The organism is Streptomyces sp. NPDC016309 (genome assembly GCF_043077235.1).
In the GTDB taxonomy this organism is placed as follows: Bacteria; Actinomycetota; Actinomycetes; order Streptomycetales; family Streptomycetaceae; genus Streptomyces.
Map to the genome: position 1 here is coordinate 229,906 of NZ_JBIBSG010000001.1, position 18,595 is coordinate 248,500.

Here is an 18,595-nt window from a genome sequence, read left to right on the forward strand (position 1 = left end):
CTGGTTACTCTCCTTCGACCCGCATGATGCTGGCGACACCGCGGACGGTGTCGAGCTTCCGCAGCGCCTCGACGGTCCCGGACAGGGCGGCGTCGGGCGCGCGATGGGTGACGACGACGAGGTCCGCCTCGCCGTCCTTGCCCTGCTGGCGCACCGTATCGATGGATACGCCGTGCTCGGCGAAGACCGTCGCCACCTGGGCGAGTACGCCCGGCTTGTCGGCCACGTCGAGGCTGATGTGGTACCGCGTCACCACGTCGCCCATGGGGCTGACGGGGAGCTGGGTGTACGCGGACTCGCCGGGACCCGTCGCGTCGTTGAGGCGGTTGCGGCAGACGGCGACGAGGTCGCCGAGAACGGCGGACGCGGTCGGCGAACCGCCGGCACCGGGCCCGTAGAACATGAGCTGCCCGGCGGCGTCCGCCTCCACGAACACGGCGTTGTACGCGCCGCGCACCGAGGCGAGCGGGTGGCTGAGCGGGATCATCGCGGGGTGCACGCGCGCGGTGACGGACCCGCCGTCCGCGGCCCGCTCGCAGATGGCGAGCAGCTTGATGGTGCAGCCCATGCGCTTGGCGGAGGCGAAGTCGGCGGCGGTGACTTCGGTCATCCCCTCGCGGTACACGTCGTCGAGGCGTACGCGGGTGTGGAAGGCGATGCCGGCGAGGATGGCGGCCTTGGCGGCGGCGTCGAAGCCCTCGACGTCGGCGGTCGGGTCCGCCTCCGCGTACCCGAGGGCGGTGGCCTCGTCGAGCGCCTCGGAGTACCCGGCCCCGGAGGTGTCCATCTTGTCGAGGATGAAGTTGGTCGTGCCGTTGACGATGCCGAGCACCCGGTTGACCTTGTCGCCGGCGAGGGACTCGCGCAGCGGGCGGATCAGCGGGATGGCGCCGGCGACGGCCGCCTCGTAGTAGAGGTCCCGGCCGTGCTGCTCGGCGGCCGCGTACAGGCTCTGGCCCTCCTGGGCGAGGAGCGCCTTGTTCGCCGACACCACGGAGGCGCCGTGCTCGAACGCGGTGGTGATCAGCGTACGGGCGGGCTCGATGCCCCCGATGACCTCGACGACGACGTCGATGTCCCCGCGTTTGACCAGGGCGGTCGCGTCGGTGGTGATGAGCTCCTGTGGGATGCCCTCGCGCACCTTGGAGGGCCGGCGGACGGCGACACCGGCGAGCTCGACGGGCGCGCCGATCCGCGCCGCGAGGTCGTCGGCGTGCGTCGTCATGATGCGCGCCACCTCTGAGCCGACCACTCCACAGCCCAGCAGCGCCACCTTCAGCGGACGCGTACGCATCATCCGACCTCGTTTCTCATACTTCTACGGTGTGGACCAGTCTCACTCACCGGACGGAAGTTTCTCCCTTCCGTCCGGATTATGAGACATCTATTTCATCAGCCGACATCGAGACGCAAAAGATCTTCTTCCGTCTCACGCCGGACGACGACCCGCGCCTCCCCGTCCCGCACCGCGACGACGGGCGGCCGGAGGGCGTGGTTGTAGTTGCTGGCCATGGACCGGCAGTACGCGCCGGTGGCCGGGACGGCGATCAGGTCGCCCGGCGCGACGTCCGCCGGCAGGAACGCGTCCTTGACCACGATGTCGCCGCTCTCGCAGTGCTTGCCGACGACCCGGCTGAGCATCGGCTCCGCGTCGCTCGTCCGCGACACCAGCGCGACCGAGTACTCGGCGTCGTACAGGGCGGTGCGGATGTTGTCCGACATGCCGCCGTCGACGCTCACGTACGTCCGCAGCCCGGCGAGCGGCTTGACGGTGCCGACCTCGTAGAGCGTGAAGGCGGTGGGGCCGACGATGGCGCGCCCCGGCTCGACGGAGATCCGGGGGGTGCGCAGCCCCGCCGCCTCGCACTCCCGCGTCACGATGTCGCCGAGCGCCTTGGCGATCTCGTGCGGCTCGCGCGGGTCGTCGTCGGGGGTGTACGCGATGCCGAGGCCGCCGCCGAGGTCGATCTCGGGCAGCTCGACGCCGTGCTCGTCGCGGACCTGCTTGAGCAGCCCGACGACCCGGTGGGCGGCCACCTCGAACCCGGAGGTGTCGAAGATCTGCGACCCGATGTGGGAGTGGATGCCGATGAGCTCCAGCCCGTCGAGCTTCAGCGCCCGCCGTACGGCCTCGGCGGCCTGGCCGCCGGCCAGCGCGATGCCGAACTTCTGGTCCTCGTGGGCGGTGGCGATGAACTCGTGGGTGTGCGCCTCGACGCCCACCGTCACCCGGATCTGCACCTTCTGGCGCCGGCCGAGCGACTGGGCGATGTGGGCGACGCGGACGATCTCCTGGAAGGAGTCGAGCACGATCCGCCCGACGCCCGCCGCCACGGCCCGCTCGATCTCCGCGGCGGACTTGTTGTTCCCGTGGAACGCGATCCGCTCGGGGGGCATCCCGGCGTCCAGCGCGGTCGTCAGCTCACCGCCCGAGCAGACGTCGAGGTTGAGCCCCTCCTCGTGCAGCCACCGCACGACGGCACGGGAGAGGAAGGCCTTGCCGGCGTAGAAGACGTCCGCGTCCTTGCCGAACGCCTCCGCCCAGGCGCGGCAGCGGGCCCGGAAGTCGGTCTCGTCCAGGAAGTAGGCGGGGGTGCCGAACTCCTCGGCGAGGGTGGTGACGGGGATCCCGCCGACGGTGACGACCCCGTCCTCGTTCCGCGTGACGGTCCGGGCCCAGACCTTCTCGTCCAGGCGGTTGAGGTCGGCGGGCGGGGCGGCGTAGTGGCCCTCGGGGAGGACATCGGCGTGACGGGGCCCGGCGGGGTGTGCGGAACGGCTCATTTCTCTCTCACAAGTAGTCAGGGGCGCTGATGCCGAGCAGGGCCAGGCCGCCGGCCAGCACCGTCCCGGCGGCTTCGGCGAGGGCGAGCCGGGAGCGGTGGGCGGCCGAGGGTTTCTCGTCGCCGAGGGGCAGCACGGTGTGCTGGAACCCCAGGAACGCGTCGGCTGTGGCCTCCAGATGCCGGGCGACCCGGTCGGGGGCGCGGTGGCGGGCGGCGGCTTCCAGGACGGCGGGGTGGTCGCCGAGGACGGTGAGGAGACGCGGGGCGTCGACCTCCTCCTCGTACGCGGCGCCGATCCCGAGCTGCGCGGCGTTGCGGAGGAGGGCCCGGGCGCGCGCATGGGCGTACCGGACGGTGAACAGCGGGTTGGCCTCGCTCTGGACGAGCAGCCCGTCGGGCGCCAGGGCCCGGTCGTGCGCGGCGGGGCGGAGCAGCGCCCAGCGGGCGGCGTCGGGGCCGAGGGCGCGCACGTCGTGGGTGACGGGGAGGGGGTGGAGGGCGACGGTCTCGGCGCGGGCGCCGGTCTCGGCGCGGGCGACGGTCTCGGCGCGGGCGACGGTCTCGGCGCGGGCGACGGTCTCGGCGCGGGCCGCGCTGCCGCTGTCGGGTACGTCGGGTACGTCCGCGGCGTCGGTCACGTCGGTCACGTCGGCGCCCTGGGCGCGCAGCAGGTCGCCCACGGCGCCGGCCAGGACGACGGCCCGGACGTGGTCCGGGTGGCTCAGCCGGAAGGCGCGCCCCTGGAGGGTGGTGCCGTGCCCGTACCGCCGCCCCCGGGTGAGGACCTCCCGCACCAGGGCGTGGCCGCCGCGGTCGGCGAGGGTGATGTTCAGGAACCCGGGCCCGGTGATCTCGACGCGCGCGATGCCCTCGGCCTCCGCGATGCGCGGCACCAGGACCCGGGCGACGCCCAGCGGCTCCATCCCGGCCTCCCGGGAGAGCTGGAGCGCCGCGTTGGTGGCCCAGTCCCCGCGCCCGCCGGGCCGCGGGCGCTCCACCTTCACGCGCTCGGGCACCCGCGCCCGCTCCCCCAGCGCGCCCTCACCGACCGCGCGGCGCACGGCGTGCAGCACGGTGAGCGAGAGGTCTGCGGGGGTCACGGGACAAGCGTATGGGAGGAGGCCCCGTCGGACGGAACCGGTTTCGCCATCCGGGCAGCGCCACCCGACCGGCCGGTCAGCTCCAGGCACTCCCGGCATGTCCGGCACCGCTGCGGCCGTCGACGGGCGGCGTCTCCCGGTGCATGAGCTGCCGCACCAGCCGCACGAGCTCGGCCGGCTCGAAGGGCTTCGCCAGGAACGCGTCCACCCCGGCGGCGAGCCCGCTCTCCACCTCGTACTGCGCGCACGCGCTGACGATCGCCACGGGCAGGTGTCTGGTCCGCGGATCCTCCCGCAGCCGCTCGGCGGTCCGCAGACCGTCCAGGCGGGGCATGACGACGTCGAGGGTCACCACGTCGGGCCGGACGTCATGGACCACGTCCAGACACTCGGCACCATCGGCCGCGGTCACGACCTCGAAGCCCTCCAGCTCGAGATTGACCCTGATCAGCTGCCGGATGACCCTGTTGTCGTCCACGACGAGCACCCGGCCGGACACGCCTGACACAACTCGAGAGTAGGTCGAGCCGCTGCCCTGCGTCCGGGTTTTCCCCACTTCCGCCCCACACGGGCGACCCGGCCCTCCCGGCCGCCCCTAAATACCTGTTCACAGGCACCGCCCCGGAGCTGGTAGTGTTCTACCCGTCGCCGCGAGCAACACCACCGCGACGGACACGCCCCCGTAGCTCAGGGGATAGAGCAACGGCCTCCGGAGCCGTGTGCGCAGGTTCGAATCCTGCCGGGGGCACAGAAGCCGGAACAGCGTGATCATCCCGCTGACCAGCACATGTGCCAGACGCTGAGAGCCGGACCCAGTCCCACTGGGTCCGGCTCTTTGTCGCTGTCTATCACTGGTCCCGTGTGAGTGGCGTGTGGGGCCATCCTGCACCTGGCGAGGATGGAATCTCACCCCTCAGCTGTGTGCCGTCATCGTCTAGCGCCTGGACAGCCACGACCGAGAAGGCGTCGAGACTCACTCTCAACACATCCGCCGCCTGATCCAAATGGTTCAGCTCCGCCTCGTATCGAGCTAAGGGCTGTCCCGTAAGCGGGTTCCGCAGTCTGGGCTTCAGAGGAAGCCCAGCGGGACGTCTTTCTCGATGCAGAGCCGCAGGACGCCCGCCAGCTGGCGGGCGTCCTCGATGTGCTGGAAGAGCTGGTCGCCGCCCTCCCGTGTCCACTGGTCGGTGATCGCTTCCAGCCGGACCAGAATCGACGCGCACTCGGCAGGCGAAAGGTCGTCGCCGCCGGCATCCGAATGATCGAGGAGTGGCTCCAGAACAGTGGACACCTCGCTCCACGGGCGCTCGCCGCCGAAGCCTGACATCTCGGAGAGGACGAACCCCTCGGCCTCGGCCAGACGCCGCCGGAACGCGGCGAAGCCGCTGTAGGACCAGGAGACATCCGGACTGCTGTTGTCTCCGTCGCCAGGGAAAAGGACCAGTCCCATGTGCCCTCCTTGCTTGCCGAGCACACAGGATCGAGGACGCTGGGCAGCCCCTGCAACTGGAATGATCTTGGTGTGGCTGGTGTGATCACGGCGTCGGAGCCGTCCTGGATAGCCCCGTTCACCGGGCTGAGCCCGCGGCAGTTCGGCAAGCTGGTGGCGGTGCTGCGACGTGGGGGTGCGGACGCGGTCCGCAAAGGCAGGCCGTGGACCGCTGGAGGACCGGGCCCTGCTGGTCGCTGCGTACTGGCGCACGAACCTCACCGTGCGGCAACTCGCGCCGCTGTTCGGAGTGTCGAAGTCGGCGGTGGGCCGGATCATCGACCACCTGGGGCCGATGCTCGCGCTCCAGCCCCGCAAGCGGTTCGCCAAGGACGCTGTGCTCATCGTGGACGGCACCCTGGTCCCCACCCGGGACCACACGATCGCCGAGCGGTCGAAGAACTACCGGTACTCCACCAACCACCAGGTCGTCATCGACGCCGACACCCGCCTGGTCGTCGTGGTCGGCAGGCCGTTGGCCGGGAACCGCAACGACTGCAAGGCGTGGGAGGAGTCCGGTGCCAAGGCCGCCGTCGGCAACACCGTCACGATCGCCGACGGCGGCTACCCGGGCACCGGCCTCGTCATCCCCCACCGCCGGCAGCCCGGCCAGACCGAACTGCCGGACTGGAAGGAGGAACACAATAAGTCCCACAAACAGGTCCGAGCCCGGGTCGAGCACGTCTTCGCCCGCATGAAGACCTGGAAGATCCTCCGCGACTGCCGCCTCAAGGGCGACGGCGTCCACCACGCCATGCTCGGCATCGCCCGGATGCACAACCTCGCCCTCGCCGGATAGGGAAGCGGGCCGCACGGCGGCCCACCACGCTTGAGACGGCCAAAAAATCATTACGGGACAGCCCTTAGGGAGTTTATGGGCGGCGCACCGACTGAGAGAAGACAGCCCGCTCCTGGCTGGTTCCCCTATTTTTCATCTGGGAGGCGAATGGCGGCAGCGATCTCGACAAGTCGAGTGAATACCACGAGAGCCCCCAAAGCAGGCAGCAAGCCCGCCAAGGTCCAAAATGTGAAGAAACCCGCAGCGGCGCCAAGGCCAGTGCGCCATCCAGTCGACGCGAACCCCCCTACTGCTGCCACCAAGATGAGAGAAACGCTCGAAAGAATACCGAAAAAAATAACAGTAAAGAAGGGGGTTAGATATTGGGAGATCGGCAAAATCCCAGCCCCCTTTGCTTTCTTGAGAAACTCTGTGTCACTGGCTCTCGTAATCATTGCAAGTGCCGCCAGTACCGCACCGATGATCACGCCAACCAGTGAAGCTGCGACTCGTACCGCAGCCTCCAACCCAGTGGGACACTCACGCCCCATCCACGCTCCCCCTGCCGCCCCGAGCAGAGCAACAATGTGGACCCCCCACCATGTACTCCAAACATGGAGAACCCGCACAAATTCTTTGAAGTACTTGTTGCCAGGTGTCCACCCTGTGGGCTCGGTCGATCTCGAGTTCTCACCCTTAGGACCTTCGATGCTCATGCGGAACCTGACCCCCCAGACGGCCACCTCTCGGCAAGCCAAACCAAAGCCAGAAGGAGGGCGATAGCCACTCGTTCTCCGGTGACTGTGAACGATGGCTCGAATTCCGCTGGATTATCTCTGGAGTCGTAGATGTCATCGTTCGCCGATACCGCCCTCACATCAATCCTCCCCCGGCTCGCCTCACTATCGAGACGTTCCGCCTCGGCGCGCGTCATCCACAAACCGCGCTTATTATAGTACCGCTCATCCCGAATATATTCGCCGTATCTCGCCATGTCCGCGATGGCCTCGTACAGACTTCTGTGATCATTCGGCAACCGGATCGTAAGCTCAAGCTTCACGAGCGGCGTCATTTCATCAAGTGACTTAATTACGGACCCGGGAGCGGAGACGAGGTCGACGCTCAGTGAAATCCCACCCGCCCCCTCCCTCCCCCCCATAAGTTCACGAAAGAAGCCTTCGACGTTAGAGGCGGCCGCACGCGGCTCGGTCTCATTCGGTACAGCTACAGAAATCCACTGCCTGTCAACATCCAACGCAAAGAAACAGCCCGACCTGGAACCATAGACCTTGAAGTTTCTCTTTTCCGCGACAGAAGACGCCAGGCGGAACGAGGCGCTCACCTCGGAATCACCGACAGGGCTCGACGAATCAACTTCGTATTCGGAGAGTGCAGAGGTCAGCTCACCGAAGAACTTCTTGTGCTCCTGAACTTCCGAACCTCTACCAACGTGCAAAAAGGCATGAAACAGCGCAAGGGCTCGACGATGAGGGTCAGGCCATGAACGAACGTTTACACGCCCAAGGAAGATCCGGTACATGAATCGGACCATACGATTACATCGATCTCAGGTTCAAGGCGCCAAAAGAGTGACCTCTCAGCAGCGGGAACGGCGTGGTCCGCGTGAGTCGGCCGCCGCTCCGGCCCCACCCCCTCCGCCCCGCGCCATCGCCTTTGCCAGCCACTCGTCTGCCCCCTAGGGGCCCGCCACGTCCACGGAGGTTGAGCAGCCCAGCGCTACAGACCGTCTCAGTTTCCGTCTCATTCACCTCCGTACGCTGGCGTTCATAGCCGTACGGGCTGTGGTTTTCCAGAGGGCTGTGAACGCCACTGAACACGGGCGGACGTCCGTGAATACGGCCCTGAGCTGGTCAAACAGACTTGGAAAGCGTGTGGGTTCCCGCGCGCCCGGAATGTCTCGGGGCGCCGGTCGTGCGCTCTAGCCGCATGGATGACCGCCGGCCCACCCTGTGGAGTCCGAAGTCAGGGACAGGGGGCGTCGTGAGTGATTGGAAGCAGAGCAAGTGCGGGTGGCCCCTGAAGCATGGAGGCCGCTGCGCAAACTTGACCATGAAGAACACCTCCCGATGCTGGCGACACCAGGGGGACTGGACGAAGCGGGGGCAAGCGGAGCGGAAGAAAGCCAACAGGGGCCGCAAGCGGTGACCCGAGCGTGCAGGTAGCGTCGGAGAGAGGGTGAAGCGGGTTGCGTGCCATCTGTCATCCGGCATCGGGCGCGTGAGTAGCGTGTGAGGCGCGTGGACTCTTGGCCTGGGTGACAGATTTACCCAGGTCAAGACCATCCCCAAGTGCTGACCACCAATGCCCTCCGGAGCCGTGTGCGCAGGTTCCAATCCTGCCGGGGGCACCCAGTATGAGGTGCCCAAAGACCCCGTCACCAGCGGAAACGCTGAGGCCGGGGTCTTCGCGTATGTGCAGGCGTGTGCGGCCCGGAGCGGCCGTATGTCGGGGTCCGGGGACGAGGCGTGGGCGTGATCTCGGATCATCCCCGCAGGTAGTGAGCCTGATCTGAGCCGAGCAGGCCTGCTCCTAGTTCTCGTCGTTCCGGCCTTTTGGCCCGCTGCGGCGGGGACGCCAGGCTGGCGGCGGGAGCTGCCGAAGCCGCCATCGGTCGCCGGCTCCAGAAAGGCGAACAGACGAGTTGGGTGGACTCATGGATCTATCCGATGTGGCCGTTGCCGCTGATCACCGCAGGAGGAACTCTGGGCGGGGCGATGGTCCGTTGTCGCCTGGGCCGAGGTTGTGTCGTCCAACGGTGGGAGCCATCCGGTCGATCGGTCCGCTGAAGGCGGCCTCCGGCTTCCTGCTTAGCGTCGTGCCAGCGCGAGGCGCTGTCGTCGCCGTCTTCCAGTGAGGGTTGGCCGGCCTGATGGCCGTCGAGGAGACCGGACCGGTCATGCCGATGATGCCGAACCGATCTTCGTGGTCGGCGCGGTCTCGGCCCGGCCGGCGAGTCCATGGCCGCAGTTGCTGGACCGGGCCCAACGTTGACGTCAAGGGTGAGGGCCTACGTACCGTGACCGACGGCGACGACCGCAGGGACCCGGACGAGGACCGGGAGCTGGTGCGTGCTGACGTACGCCTCCGCCACCGCCAGCAGCCGGTGAGGGCTCCGCAGGGACAGGGCGCACTCACCGGCTGCCGCGCGTCGCGACGGGCTCAGCCGCCCTGGAGCCGCAGCCGGAAAGCGGGGCAGACGTCCGGGTCGTCGTCCGCGTAGAGATAGGTGCGTCCGTCGCTTTCGGCGATCGACAGCGAGTCGAGTGTGTCCCCATTCAGGAAGCGCTCCGGTGCGGTGAAGGAGAGAGACAGGTGCGCGAACTCGGTGGCCGAGGTGCCGCCCTGCACCACGGACCAAGTGCCGGACCCGTCGAAGGTCTCGCCGAGTTCGCTCCGGTACCAGTCACCGGTCGGCCAGTCGTGAACGGTGACCGTGCCACTGCCCGGCTTGCTCGCCGACGCCTTCAGGGTGAGCGTCACGCCCTCCGCGTCGCCCTCGCCCCGGTAGGCGCCCGTGAGTTCCCCGGAGGTCGCTCCGACCGCCTGCTGCCCCATGCAGCCCCCGACAGCGGTGGACGCCGACGAGCAGCCTGGCAGGCAGGTCAGCAGAGCCAGCACGGCGGCCACCGGCAGACGTACTCGGAACACCGACTCACTTCCCCTTCGCCGGAATACGCTCGGTCCAGACGATCTTCTGGTCCACGGACGAGAAGACGCCCTCCTCGCGGTTGAACTTCTCCAGCCAGTCGTAGTAGCCGATGTAGTGCAGCAGCGACTCATTGCTGGTGTTGTTCTTCAGCGCGTACTCGACCACCAGCGAACCGTCGGGGTCCTGGCCCTTGACTGTGTAATTCAGGTTGTACGAGCCGGTGAACGCCTCGCCCAGATGGTCCTCGTTCCCGGTGACGATCGCCGGCAGATCCGTGGTGATCAGCTTCTTGAGCGCGCCCAGCTTGCCGCTCTCCGAGATCGAGTACGCCACGCTGCCCTGCGGCTGGCCGGTGGACCTCCACTGCTCCAGCGTGTCCAGCCGCAGCTGCTCCATGCTCTCGCTGGACCGGATCAGCTCGGTCATCTCGTCGCCGTAGTAGTAGTCGCGGTGCCGGGGGCCGTCGCCGGTCACCCAGTCCCACCCCAGCGAGTACGGATCGTGCGAACTGAGCCCCGGATAGGGTTCCTTGCCCTGGAGGGCGAGGTCCAGCGCGTTGTACGCGTCCTCGCTGATCTTCTTGGTGGAGTCGATGTCGGTGAGCCCCGGATCGCTGTTGAACCACTGGCCCAGGCCGATGTCCGCCATCAGGCTGTAGGCGAGGTTACGGTCGGCCGTGACCCCCCGCTTGAGGATCTGCGCGATCTCCCGATCCGCCGCCTCGATGGTCTTCTTCTCCTCGTCGGTCAGCTCGACCTTGCAGACCCCGTGGATGACGTCCGGGGAGAGCGTCCCGTCCGCGTTGATGTGCAGGCCCTTCTCCTTGGCCCGCCGCGTGGCGTCCTTGAGGTCATTCTGGGCGGACTTCAGATCGCCCACGCCGTCCTCGACAACGCGCCGGGCCGCGTCCGCCACCTTCGCGGCACTCTCCAGCTGGCGCTCGATGTCGTCGATCATCTTCCAGGCGTACGGGGCCGCCGCCCCTTCCCAGTAGCCCTTGTCGCGCAGCGGCGTGAGCACCTCGTCGTGCATGCGCTTGCCGAGGTGCTTGATGTCCTGGTGAATGCTCTTCCAGCGGTCCGCCAGGCCGTCCACCGCCAGCGGGTCCACTGCCAACAGGGAGAGGTAGAAGGTCTCGGCCATCAGTAGTCCTCCAGCGCCGAGCGGATCCGCACCTGGCCGGCGGTCTGGCCCACGGCGGTGTCCGCCCGGGTGTAGGTGCCGTCGCTGGACCGCAGGCTTTCGGCGATGTGCGCGAGCCAGGCCGTGACCGTGCCGGCCTGCCGCTCCCACTGCCGGTGGGCGAGCCGGACCGCTCGTGCCGACTCCAGGCCTTCCAGCGCGCCCACTGCCTTCAGCGCGGGCTCCTCCAGCGACGCGGCCGGCTTGTAGAAGTGGGTGTAGATATCGTCGATCTGGCCGGCGGCCTTCTTGAGTACACCTGGTGCGATCTTCAGGTCGACCGGCCGTCCGCCAGAGGGCGGCGGCTTCAGGAAGCCAGGAGGGTCCGGGCGCAGCTGCGGCCGGTCCAGCGGGTCGGCGGTGCTGTCCGCGGGCGGCGCGCTGTAGTGGCCCTCCCATCCGGGGAGGACCTTGTGCCGCTCGAGTTCGTCCGGGGACAGCGGAAGCTTCGCCCCGTCCGGCTCCGGAATACGGTCGTCCCCTGTGGCCTTGCCGTCGCTCATGTGTGATCCCCCGTTCGGTGTCACCCTTCAGGTAATCATGACGATGGTCGGATGATCACATCCGGGATGGAGACCCGATGAACGCTGGTTGAGGCGTGTCGTGTGGCAGCTTCTTGCGCGGCTCCGGCCAGGACGAGTCGACGTGATCGACCCTGATGGCTGCGCCAGGGAACCGCTGCCCAGACTGCCGGCCTCGCTTCGCACGGCGGCGAGACTCGCACTGGGCCGGGTTCTCCAGCACGGATCAGAAGTGGCAACCGGCTGGGGGACAGCGCCGACGCCGACGAGTGGGCGCCAGGAAGTGCGACAGGTCCTCCAAGCACTCGAAACACCCACTGATCACTCGGCGTGACCGCTTCACGGAAGTCGCGTCAGAACCACTGCCGGCCTGGCCAGTAAGGCCATCCGGACCCGTCACAGGGGCGGTGATCCGTGCGGCACGCATTTTCGAAGCTCGACTGTGCAGCGTCAACCAAAAATGATTGACGAATCAATGATATGTGTGGCTTGAACTGTGAGTTCCGTCCGATATCAGCGGGGATCCCTCAACGTTTCCTCAGAATGTGGATCTTTCTTGCCCGGTGGGGCGCGGATGGCCATAGGTTCTGACGCGGCCCGCCGCGCTGACCATGCGAGCGGTGTCATCCGTGCTGCTTATGGAGGGGGAACGATGAGGAAAACGATGAACAAGGCGGCTGCTGTCCCGGTCATGGCCCTCACTCCGGCCAACTGGAGGGGTACGTCGTACAAGGACGGCCCGGGCGGCACCATGGTCGTGCGGGTGGAAAAGCTGGGAAGATCTCGGCCTCCATCACCGTGGGTGCCGAGGCTGAACTCAGCGGCGTGATCGCGTCCGCGAAGGCCAAGGTGGACGCCACCATCGGTGCCGAGGTCGGAATCACCCTCGGGCACGAATACCGCCGCAACGCCACCAACGCCAAGTACGGCCACCCCCAGTACGGATCCTGGGGATATGTGGTGGGGTGGAAGAAGTGGGAAACCACCCCTGACCGGTGCCGTGCGAGGGTCATCAAGAGCGGATCGGCGAAGGTGCCCACCCGGGAGGTCGGACGGAAGTACTGGGAGACCGCGTCATGACAGTGGCACGGAGCCTGTTCGCCGGCACGGCCGTCTGCCTCCTCACCCTGGCCGCCACCGGCTGCACGGACAGTCAGACCCCCAAAACGTCTCCGTCCCCCCACCGTCATCAGCCAGCGGGTCACCCTCGTCCCCCATGCCAACGGCCAAGGAAGGCGAGCAGGGCCGGCGTGCCAAGACCGCGGTGGAAATCGTCCCGCCGGACGACCCGACCTTCGTAGAGTCCGGTCTGGAGCGCGTGGCCGACGGGGTGCACCGGCACTCGGTACTGACTCCAGGGAAGGAATACGAGCTCTCAGTGGGTGCGTCGGCCAAGGCACCCTGAAGATCGCGGTCCAGGGCAGGGACGGGGAACTGTCTTGCGACGCAGTGCCCTGGGTCCAGCGCATCGAGCGGGCGCCCGGCCAGTTGCCCATCGATATCACGGCCGACGCGGGAGCATCCGGCATGGTCGCCTGGCAGATCCCCATGGCCATGAAGTGACCCGCCCCCTGTGGCTCGTGACAACGGCCGCTCGTCCCTGCCCAATCGGAGGAGCCGCTGCAGGACGAGCATGCAAAGCTCGCTTGCTCGTCCTCTGCGTAAGGGCACGGCTTCGCCCCAGGTCCTGTCCGGAAAGCCATGGGAGCCAGAGGCAGAGGCAGGCGATGGCCTGGCCGTGCCGGCGCGTTTGCCATGGCAGTCGGCCGGACGCGCGGCGGGCTGACCACCAAGAGGTGCGGCAGGCGCGCCGGCGGTGGTAAGCGATGGCCGGGCCGGCCGGGGGGGCCGGCCCGGTGAGGGGGTCAGTCGGCGGGGGCGGTTTGCCAGGTGTGGGTGTGGGTGAAGGTGACGCCCGTGTCGAGGGCCGTGAAGTGTTCCTTGCCGCAGCGGATCTTGTCCGCCTCCTCCGGGCGCAGCAGATGCTCCTGGGGGGTGCCCTTGGTCTCTATCACCAGGTAGAGCTGGCGCCGTCCGTCGGGGGTGTCGCGCACTATGGCCCAGTCCGGGTTGTAGGCGCCCAGCGGGGTGGGGATGCGGAACCAGGCGGGCAGCTTGGTGTAGAGGACGACGCTCTCGTCCTTCTCCATGTCCTCGACGAACCGGCGCTCGGTGTCGGAGTCGTAGCGCACCTCCTCGTACACGCTGCGCTGCGCGGGCAGGAGGTTCTTGTCGAGGTAGCCGTGCAGCTCCTCCTCCTCGAAGAGCTCCTGGGCGTAGAAGTCGCCGCTGCCGAGCCGCACGTACTTGACGCCGTCGACGAGCATCCGGCGTTTGCGGGCGGTGATGGTGGTGGCGACGAGGTCGATGAACTCCTGCGGGTTGGCGCGGAAGTCGGCCAGGCGGCCGCTCTCGGTGAGGATGCGCCGGACGGTGCGGCGGGTGAGCCGGGTGCGGTCGACCAGTTCGCCGAGGAGGTCGGGCAGCGGCAGGTCGCCCTGGTCGACGCGTTCGGGGGCCGAGGTCGTCCCGTCGGTGGTGGTGAGGCCGGCTTCGGTGATCAGGACGCGGGCCTTGCTCCAGCGCATCCGCGCCGGGGTCACCGGCGGGGCTTCGCGGACGCCGCGGACGCACTCGGCGACGAGCTTCTCGGTGTCGAAGTCCACCCGGTAGGTGGTGCGGTGCTTGACCCGCTCCCACAGGTCCCGGAAGGCCTCGCTCTCGAAGACCTGCTTGCGCACCTTGACGGTGTGCTTCTCGTCCCGGTTGTTGATTTTCAGCCCGCGGGCGCGCCGGGTGAGCAGGTCGGCCACGGCGGCGGTCAGCGCGGAGTGTTCGGGCGGGAGGGCGAAGGTGCCGTCGGCGAGGGCCCGGGTGAGGGCCTCGGCGTCGATCTTCCCGGTGTGGTGCACGTAGCCCTCGGCGCACAGGTGGGCGTAGATCCGTTCGGAGGTGTCGAAGCCGACGGGGACGGCGGGGTCGACCGGGGAGGGCAGGCCGGCGAACTGGTGGGGTTCCACGACGCCGAAGCGGATCCGCTCGGTGGTCTCCAGTTCCGTCTGGAGCTCGGCGGCGAACTGCTCGTAGCTCTCGGTGGCGATCACGGTGAGGGTGTTGACGTCGGAGCCCTGCACCCGGCGGCCCGTCCGGTCGACCGCGAGGCGCAGGCCGCGGCCGATGGTCTGGCGGCGCTGGCGGTCGGTGCCCATTTCGCGCAGACCGCAGATCTGGAAGACGTTCGGGTTGTCCCAGCCCTCGCGGAGCGCCGAGTGGGAGAAGAGGAACTTCAGCGGCTCGTCCAGGCTCAGCAGGCGTTCCTTGTCCCGCATGATGAGGTCGTACGCCCGCTGGGCCTCCGCCCCCTCCTGGCCGCGGCCCTCGGTGACGTCCTTCCAGGCGCCCTTCTTGTCGCTTGCGAAGTAGCCGTCGTGCACGGCGGCTGCCTCGGACTCCAGGTCAGCCTCGCCCAGCAGGGTGGCGTACCGGGGGTGATTGCGCAGCCGCTGGTACTCGTCCTCGAAGATCCGCGCGTAGTCGCCCTTGACGGGCTTGCCGTCGTCGCCGTACGCGCGGTAGCGGTCGACGCGGTCGATGAAGAACAGGCTGAGCACCTTGATGCCCTTGGGGCGCAGCAGGACCTCCTTGTCGAGGTGCTCGCGGATCGTCCGGCGGATGAGCTGGCGGGCCTTCTCCAGGGGCGGGATGTCGCCGTGGGCCTCGCCAAGGCGCAGGTAGCGGCTGACGCCGGCGCCGCGCAGGTGCAGGAACTCGGCGCCCCGGGTCTTGTCGATCTCGCCGATCTGGAGGCCCTCGTACACGGAGCGCCCGGTGACCACGTCGAGGAGGTCGCCGTCGCGCACCACGACGCTGGTGCGGCGTACGCCGCCGCTCCGGGCGGCGACGTCGAGTTCGACGGTGGCGGAGAAGTCGTTCTTGCGGGTGCTGACGGATTCGAGGCGGACGTACGGGCGGCCGTGGGCGTTCTCGACGGAGCCGCCGGCGACCTCGATCTGCTTGACGAGTCCGGCCTGGTAGGCCTCGACGGCGTCGAGCTTGTAGACCATGTCGTACGTGTCGACGTGGGTGGCGGAGTAGCGGAGGGTGAAGAGCGGGTCCATGGCCGCGAGGGCCTGCCGGCCCTTGCCGCTCAGGCCGCCGTCGACGCTCTGCGGTTCGTCGACGATCAGCACGGGCCGGGTGCGGCGGATCAGGTCGATGGGGGCGTCGCCGCCGGTCTTCTCGCTGGGCTGGTAGATGAGGGCGGTGTCCTTCTTGTTGATGGCCGCCACGGTGGTGATCATCACCTGGATGCCGGTGGCGTACGCGAAGTTCCGCACCTCCCCCAGTTGGGCGGAGTCGTACATGAAGTACGTCAGGGGGGTTCCGTCGTAGAGGGCCTTGAAGTGTTCCCGGGTGATCTGGAGGGACTTGTTGACACCCTCCTTGATGGCGACGGAGGGGACGACGATGACGAACTTGGTGAAGCCGTAGTGCTGGTGGAGCTCGTGGATGGTGCGCAGGTAGACGTAGGTCTTGCCGGTGCCCGTCTCCATCTCGACGGTGAAGTTGAGGTCGTCGGGGTCGGGGTCGGGCGAGGGCGGCAGGCCGCCGCGGAGCTGGACGGCGCGGAGGTTCTCGCCGAGCCGCTCGGCGCCGAGGGTGAGCCGGTTGGCGAGTCCGGTGCCGGGGGTGAAGAGGTCGGCGCGCTGCTCGGTGACGGTGAACAGGCCCTGGCCGGTCTCCTGCCCCTGGAAGAGGTCGCGGACGGCGGCGACGGCCTTGCGCTGGTGCTCCAGTTCGGCGTCGAAGTGCAGACGGAGGTCGGTCATCTGGTCAGCTCACCTACAGGCTCTTCACGAGGGGGAAGCCGTACTGGTCGAGGATGGCCGCCATGTTGGCCTTGGCCACGTCGTCCCGGAACGCGACGTCCTTGAAGTAGACGGACACCTCGCCCGCCGGTTCCAGCTCCTTGCGCCAGTCGACGATGCCGTGCGCGAGGGCCTCGACCCGGTCCCTGCCGATGCTGTCCGCCTCCGACAGGCAGGCGAACAGCCGCCCGCCCCCGGTGCTGTGGACGGCGATGCCGCCGAAGACGCGGGTGGTGACCGGGAGGGAGAGGTCCAGGCCGCGGCCGAGGAGGAGTTCGTAGAGCACGTCCTCGTCGGTACGGCCGTGGACGATGTTGTCGACGACCTCCAGGGTCTGCTGCTCGACGTCCTGGCGGGAGGTGTCCCAGCGCAGCACGCTGGAGTCGCCGAGCGCGAAGGACCGGAAGCCCCGGTCGGGGGCGGCCGGGAGGGCGGCGGCGGCGGCGCGGAGGCGGGTGCGGGTGATGTCGGCGACCGTGGGGTGGTCGGGGTATCCGGTCCGCTCGGGGATCTGGACGAGGATGTAGCGCCGGTTGCCGCCGTCCTCGGCGTTGGCCTGGAGGACGGCGTCGCCGGTGGTGCCGGACCCGGCGAAGAAGTCGAGGACGATGTCCTCGGTGTCCGGCCGGGTCGCCAGGGTCAGGATGCGGCGGATGAGCCGGGTGGGCTTGGGGGTGTCGAAGACGCTGTCGGAGGAGGCGAAGGTGACCCGCTCCAGCAGCTCGCGCTTGGCGTCCTGGTTGTGGCCGACCTCCCCGTAGGGCCAGAAGGTCTGGGGAATGCGGCCCTGTTTGACCTCGGAGAGGAAGCGCTTGACGGCGGGGCTGTTGTTGCCGTCCTTCCCCCACCAAATGCGGTTGTCCGCCTCCATTTCCCGCATGGTCTGCTCGGAGTAGCGCCAGTACGTGCCGGACGGCGGGCCCGGGATGAGCCGGCCGCCGGGCGTGGTGATGGAGTAGGTGCCCTTGCTGTAGTAATTGCGGGCGGTGAAGTTATCGGCCTTCCAGGGGCCGCGCGGGTCGTTGTCGGGGTTCTTGTACGCCGCGTTCTGCTCGTCCGTGCGCGGCAGGAGTCCCGGTGTCCAGGCGTCGGCGTCCCTGGCGTACACGAGGATGTAGTCGTGGTCCTCGGAGAAGTGCCGGGCGCTGTTCTTGGGGGAATAGACCTTCTGCCAGATGACGGAGGCGATGAAGTTCTCCGGGCCGAAGATCTCGTCCATGACCGCCCGCAGGTTGTGCACCTCGTGGTCGTCGATGGAGACGAAGACGACCCCGTCCTCCCTGAGGAGGTTGCGGGCCAGGAACAGCCGCGGGTACATCATGTCCAGCCAGGCGCTGTGGTAGCGGCCGGAGGTCTCGGCGTTGCTGCTCAGCCGCCCTCCCTCGCCGTCGAGCTGGCCGGTGAGCTCCAGGTAGTTGCGGACGCCGTCCTGGAAGTTGTCGGGGTAGATGAAGTCGCGGCCGGTGTTGTAGGGCGGGTCGATGTAGATGAGCTTGACCTTGTGGGCGTAGCTCTTCTGGAGAAGTTTGAGGACTTCGAGATTGTCGCCCTCGATCATCAGGTTGGCGGTGGTGTCCCATTCGACGCTGTCGGCGGGGCGCGGCAGGAGTGCGCCGTTGCTGCGCCGCCTGGCCACTTCGGCCGCCCTTTTCTTTCCGTGCCAGGAGAGACCGAATTTTTCCTGGCCTTCGGCGAGGGTGCCGCCGAGGAGTTCACGGAGGGCGTCGAAATCGATACCGTCCTCGGTGCAGGCGCTGGGGAACAGCTTCTTGAGCTGCGTGATGTTCTCGTCCACCAGGTCGAGGGACCGGATTTCTGGGTCGTCCGGCCTCATCCGCTGCATCGACACCTTGTTCGTCCACCGTTCCTGTCGTCCGTACGCCTTGTCGTCGGCGACGGGGCCCTGGGGAATTCCTGTGCGGGCGCCGCCACTTGACCGCCACCGTACCGTTCGGCGGGTCGTGGGGCCGTCCGGTGGGGGCCACTGCGCGGGGAGGCGGCGGGGCGGACGGGGTGTCGGGTCCCGGGGGACGGGGGACGGGGGACGGGGGACGGGGGTCGGATGCGGATGCGGATGCGGATGCGGGTATGGGTGCGGGTGCGCGTGCGCGTGGATGTGCGGGGGCGTGTATGTGCGGGGGGTGGATGTGCGGGGCGTGGGTGTGGGGTGTGGGGGGTGTGGTCCGGACGCCGCCGTGCCG

General features: G+C 68.3%; 14 protein-coding genes, 1 tRNA gene and 2 pseudogenes. 5 read left to right on the forward strand and 12 right to left on the reverse strand.

Annotated elements, in window-relative coordinates; all coding sequences use genetic code 11:
- Positions 1-4: 4 nt before the first annotated feature.
- The 4 genes from ACF068_RS00990 to ACF068_RS01005 form a co-directional block, all read right to left on the reverse strand.
- On the reverse strand, positions 5-1,297 hold the full coding sequence (locus tag ACF068_RS00990) for a homoserine dehydrogenase (protein ID WP_392272017.1): 1,293 nt from the start codon (positions 1,295-1,297) through the stop codon (positions 5-7).
- 95 nt (positions 1,298-1,392) lie between these two features.
- Positions 1,393-2,784 (reverse strand): diaminopimelate decarboxylase, encoded by a 1,392-nt coding sequence (gene lysA, locus ACF068_RS00995; protein WP_392272018.1) that lies wholly within the window; start codon positions 2,782-2,784, stop codon positions 1,393-1,395.
- Between the two features lie 7 nt (positions 2,785-2,791).
- Entirely contained in the window at positions 2,792-3,886 is a 1,095-nt protein-coding gene (gene nrtL / locus ACF068_RS01000; RefSeq protein WP_392272019.1) for an ArgS-related anticodon-binding protein NrtL, read from the reverse strand.
- Positions 3,887-3,962: 76 nt separating this feature from the next.
- Positions 3,963-4,442, reverse strand: a complete 480-nt coding sequence (locus ACF068_RS01005; protein WP_392272020.1) for a response regulator — start codon at positions 4,440-4,442, stop codon at positions 3,963-3,965.
- Between the two features lie 120 nt (positions 4,443-4,562).
- Between ACF068_RS01005 and ACF068_RS01010 the strand changes: the two genes are divergently transcribed.
- Positions 4,563-4,634 (forward strand) — tRNA-Arg (locus ACF068_RS01010).
- Positions 4,635-4,955: 321 nt separating this feature from the next.
- On the opposite strand, the gene ACF068_RS01015 is transcribed toward ACF068_RS01010, so the two are convergent.
- Positions 4,956-5,336 carry a hypothetical protein gene (locus tag ACF068_RS01015; protein ID WP_392272021.1) on the reverse strand — a complete coding sequence of 127 codons (381 nt, stop codon included), beginning with the start codon at positions 5,334-5,336 and terminating at the stop codon, positions 4,956-4,958.
- A gap of 72 nt (positions 5,337-5,408) precedes the next feature.
- Between ACF068_RS01015 and ACF068_RS01020 the strand changes: the two are divergent.
- Positions 5,409-6,174: pseudogene (locus tag ACF068_RS01020) on the forward strand (transposase).
- 125 nt (positions 6,175-6,299) lie between these two features.
- Here ACF068_RS01020 and ACF068_RS01025 read toward each other — a convergent pair.
- Both ACF068_RS01025 and ACF068_RS01030 read right to left on the reverse strand, forming a co-directional pair.
- Positions 6,300-6,641: a hypothetical protein gene (locus tag ACF068_RS01025; protein ID WP_392272022.1), complete on the reverse strand. Its 342-nt coding sequence runs from the start codon at positions 6,639-6,641 to the stop codon at positions 6,300-6,302.
- A gap of 224 nt (positions 6,642-6,865) precedes the next feature.
- Positions 6,866-7,693 (reverse strand): hypothetical protein, encoded by an 828-nt coding sequence (locus ACF068_RS01030; RefSeq protein WP_392272023.1) that lies wholly within the window; start codon positions 7,691-7,693, stop codon positions 6,866-6,868.
- Positions 7,694-8,953: 1,260 nt separating this feature from the next.
- Here ACF068_RS01030 and ACF068_RS01035 point away from each other — a divergent pair.
- Positions 8,954-9,394 (forward strand): annotated as a pseudogene (locus ACF068_RS01035) (hypothetical protein); the annotation flags it as partial.
- Here the strand turns inward: ACF068_RS01035 and ACF068_RS01040 are convergent.
- The 3 genes from ACF068_RS01040 to ACF068_RS01050 are packed head-to-tail and all read right to left on the reverse strand — an operon-like array spanning position 9,334 to position 11,508.
- Entirely contained in the window at positions 9,334-9,822 is a 489-nt protein-coding gene (locus ACF068_RS01040) for a hypothetical protein (protein WP_392272024.1), read from the reverse strand. The pseudogene ACF068_RS01035 and the gene ACF068_RS01040 overlap by 61 nt on opposite strands.
- Before the next feature lie 4 nt (positions 9,823-9,826).
- Positions 9,827-10,966, reverse strand: a complete 1,140-nt coding sequence (locus ACF068_RS01045; RefSeq protein ID WP_392272025.1) for a hypothetical protein — start codon at positions 10,964-10,966, stop codon at positions 9,827-9,829.
- Positions 10,966-11,508 (reverse strand): hypothetical protein, encoded by a 543-nt coding sequence (locus ACF068_RS01050; RefSeq protein ID WP_392272026.1) that lies wholly within the window; start codon positions 11,506-11,508, stop codon positions 10,966-10,968. The genes ACF068_RS01045 and ACF068_RS01050 overlap by 1 nt, the downstream gene beginning before the upstream one ends.
- 843 nt (positions 11,509-12,351) lie before the next feature.
- Between ACF068_RS01050 and ACF068_RS01055 the strand changes: the two genes are divergently transcribed.
- Positions 12,352-12,606 carry a hypothetical protein gene (locus ACF068_RS01055; protein WP_392272027.1) on the forward strand — a complete coding sequence of 85 codons (255 nt, stop codon included), beginning with the start codon at positions 12,352-12,354 and terminating at the stop codon, positions 12,604-12,606.
- A gap of 136 nt (positions 12,607-12,742) precedes the next feature.
- Positions 12,743-12,931, forward strand: a complete 189-nt coding sequence (locus ACF068_RS01060; RefSeq protein ID WP_392272028.1) for a hypothetical protein — start codon at positions 12,743-12,745, stop codon at positions 12,929-12,931.
- 460 nt (positions 12,932-13,391) lie between these two features.
- Here the strand turns inward: ACF068_RS01060 and ACF068_RS01065 are convergent, their stop codons facing one another.
- Together ACF068_RS01065 and ACF068_RS01070 are read right to left on the reverse strand one after the other, a co-directional pair.
- A complete protein-coding gene (locus tag ACF068_RS01065) occupies positions 13,392-16,355 on the reverse strand; it encodes a type III restriction-modification system endonuclease (protein ID WP_392272029.1) in 2,964 nt (987 codons plus the stop codon).
- Positions 16,356-16,368: 13 nt separating this feature from the next.
- Positions 16,369-18,237 (reverse strand): site-specific DNA-methyltransferase, encoded by a 1,869-nt coding sequence (locus ACF068_RS01070; RefSeq protein ID WP_392272030.1) that lies wholly within the window; start codon positions 18,235-18,237, stop codon positions 16,369-16,371.
- Between the last annotated feature and the right edge of the window lie 358 nt (positions 18,238-18,595).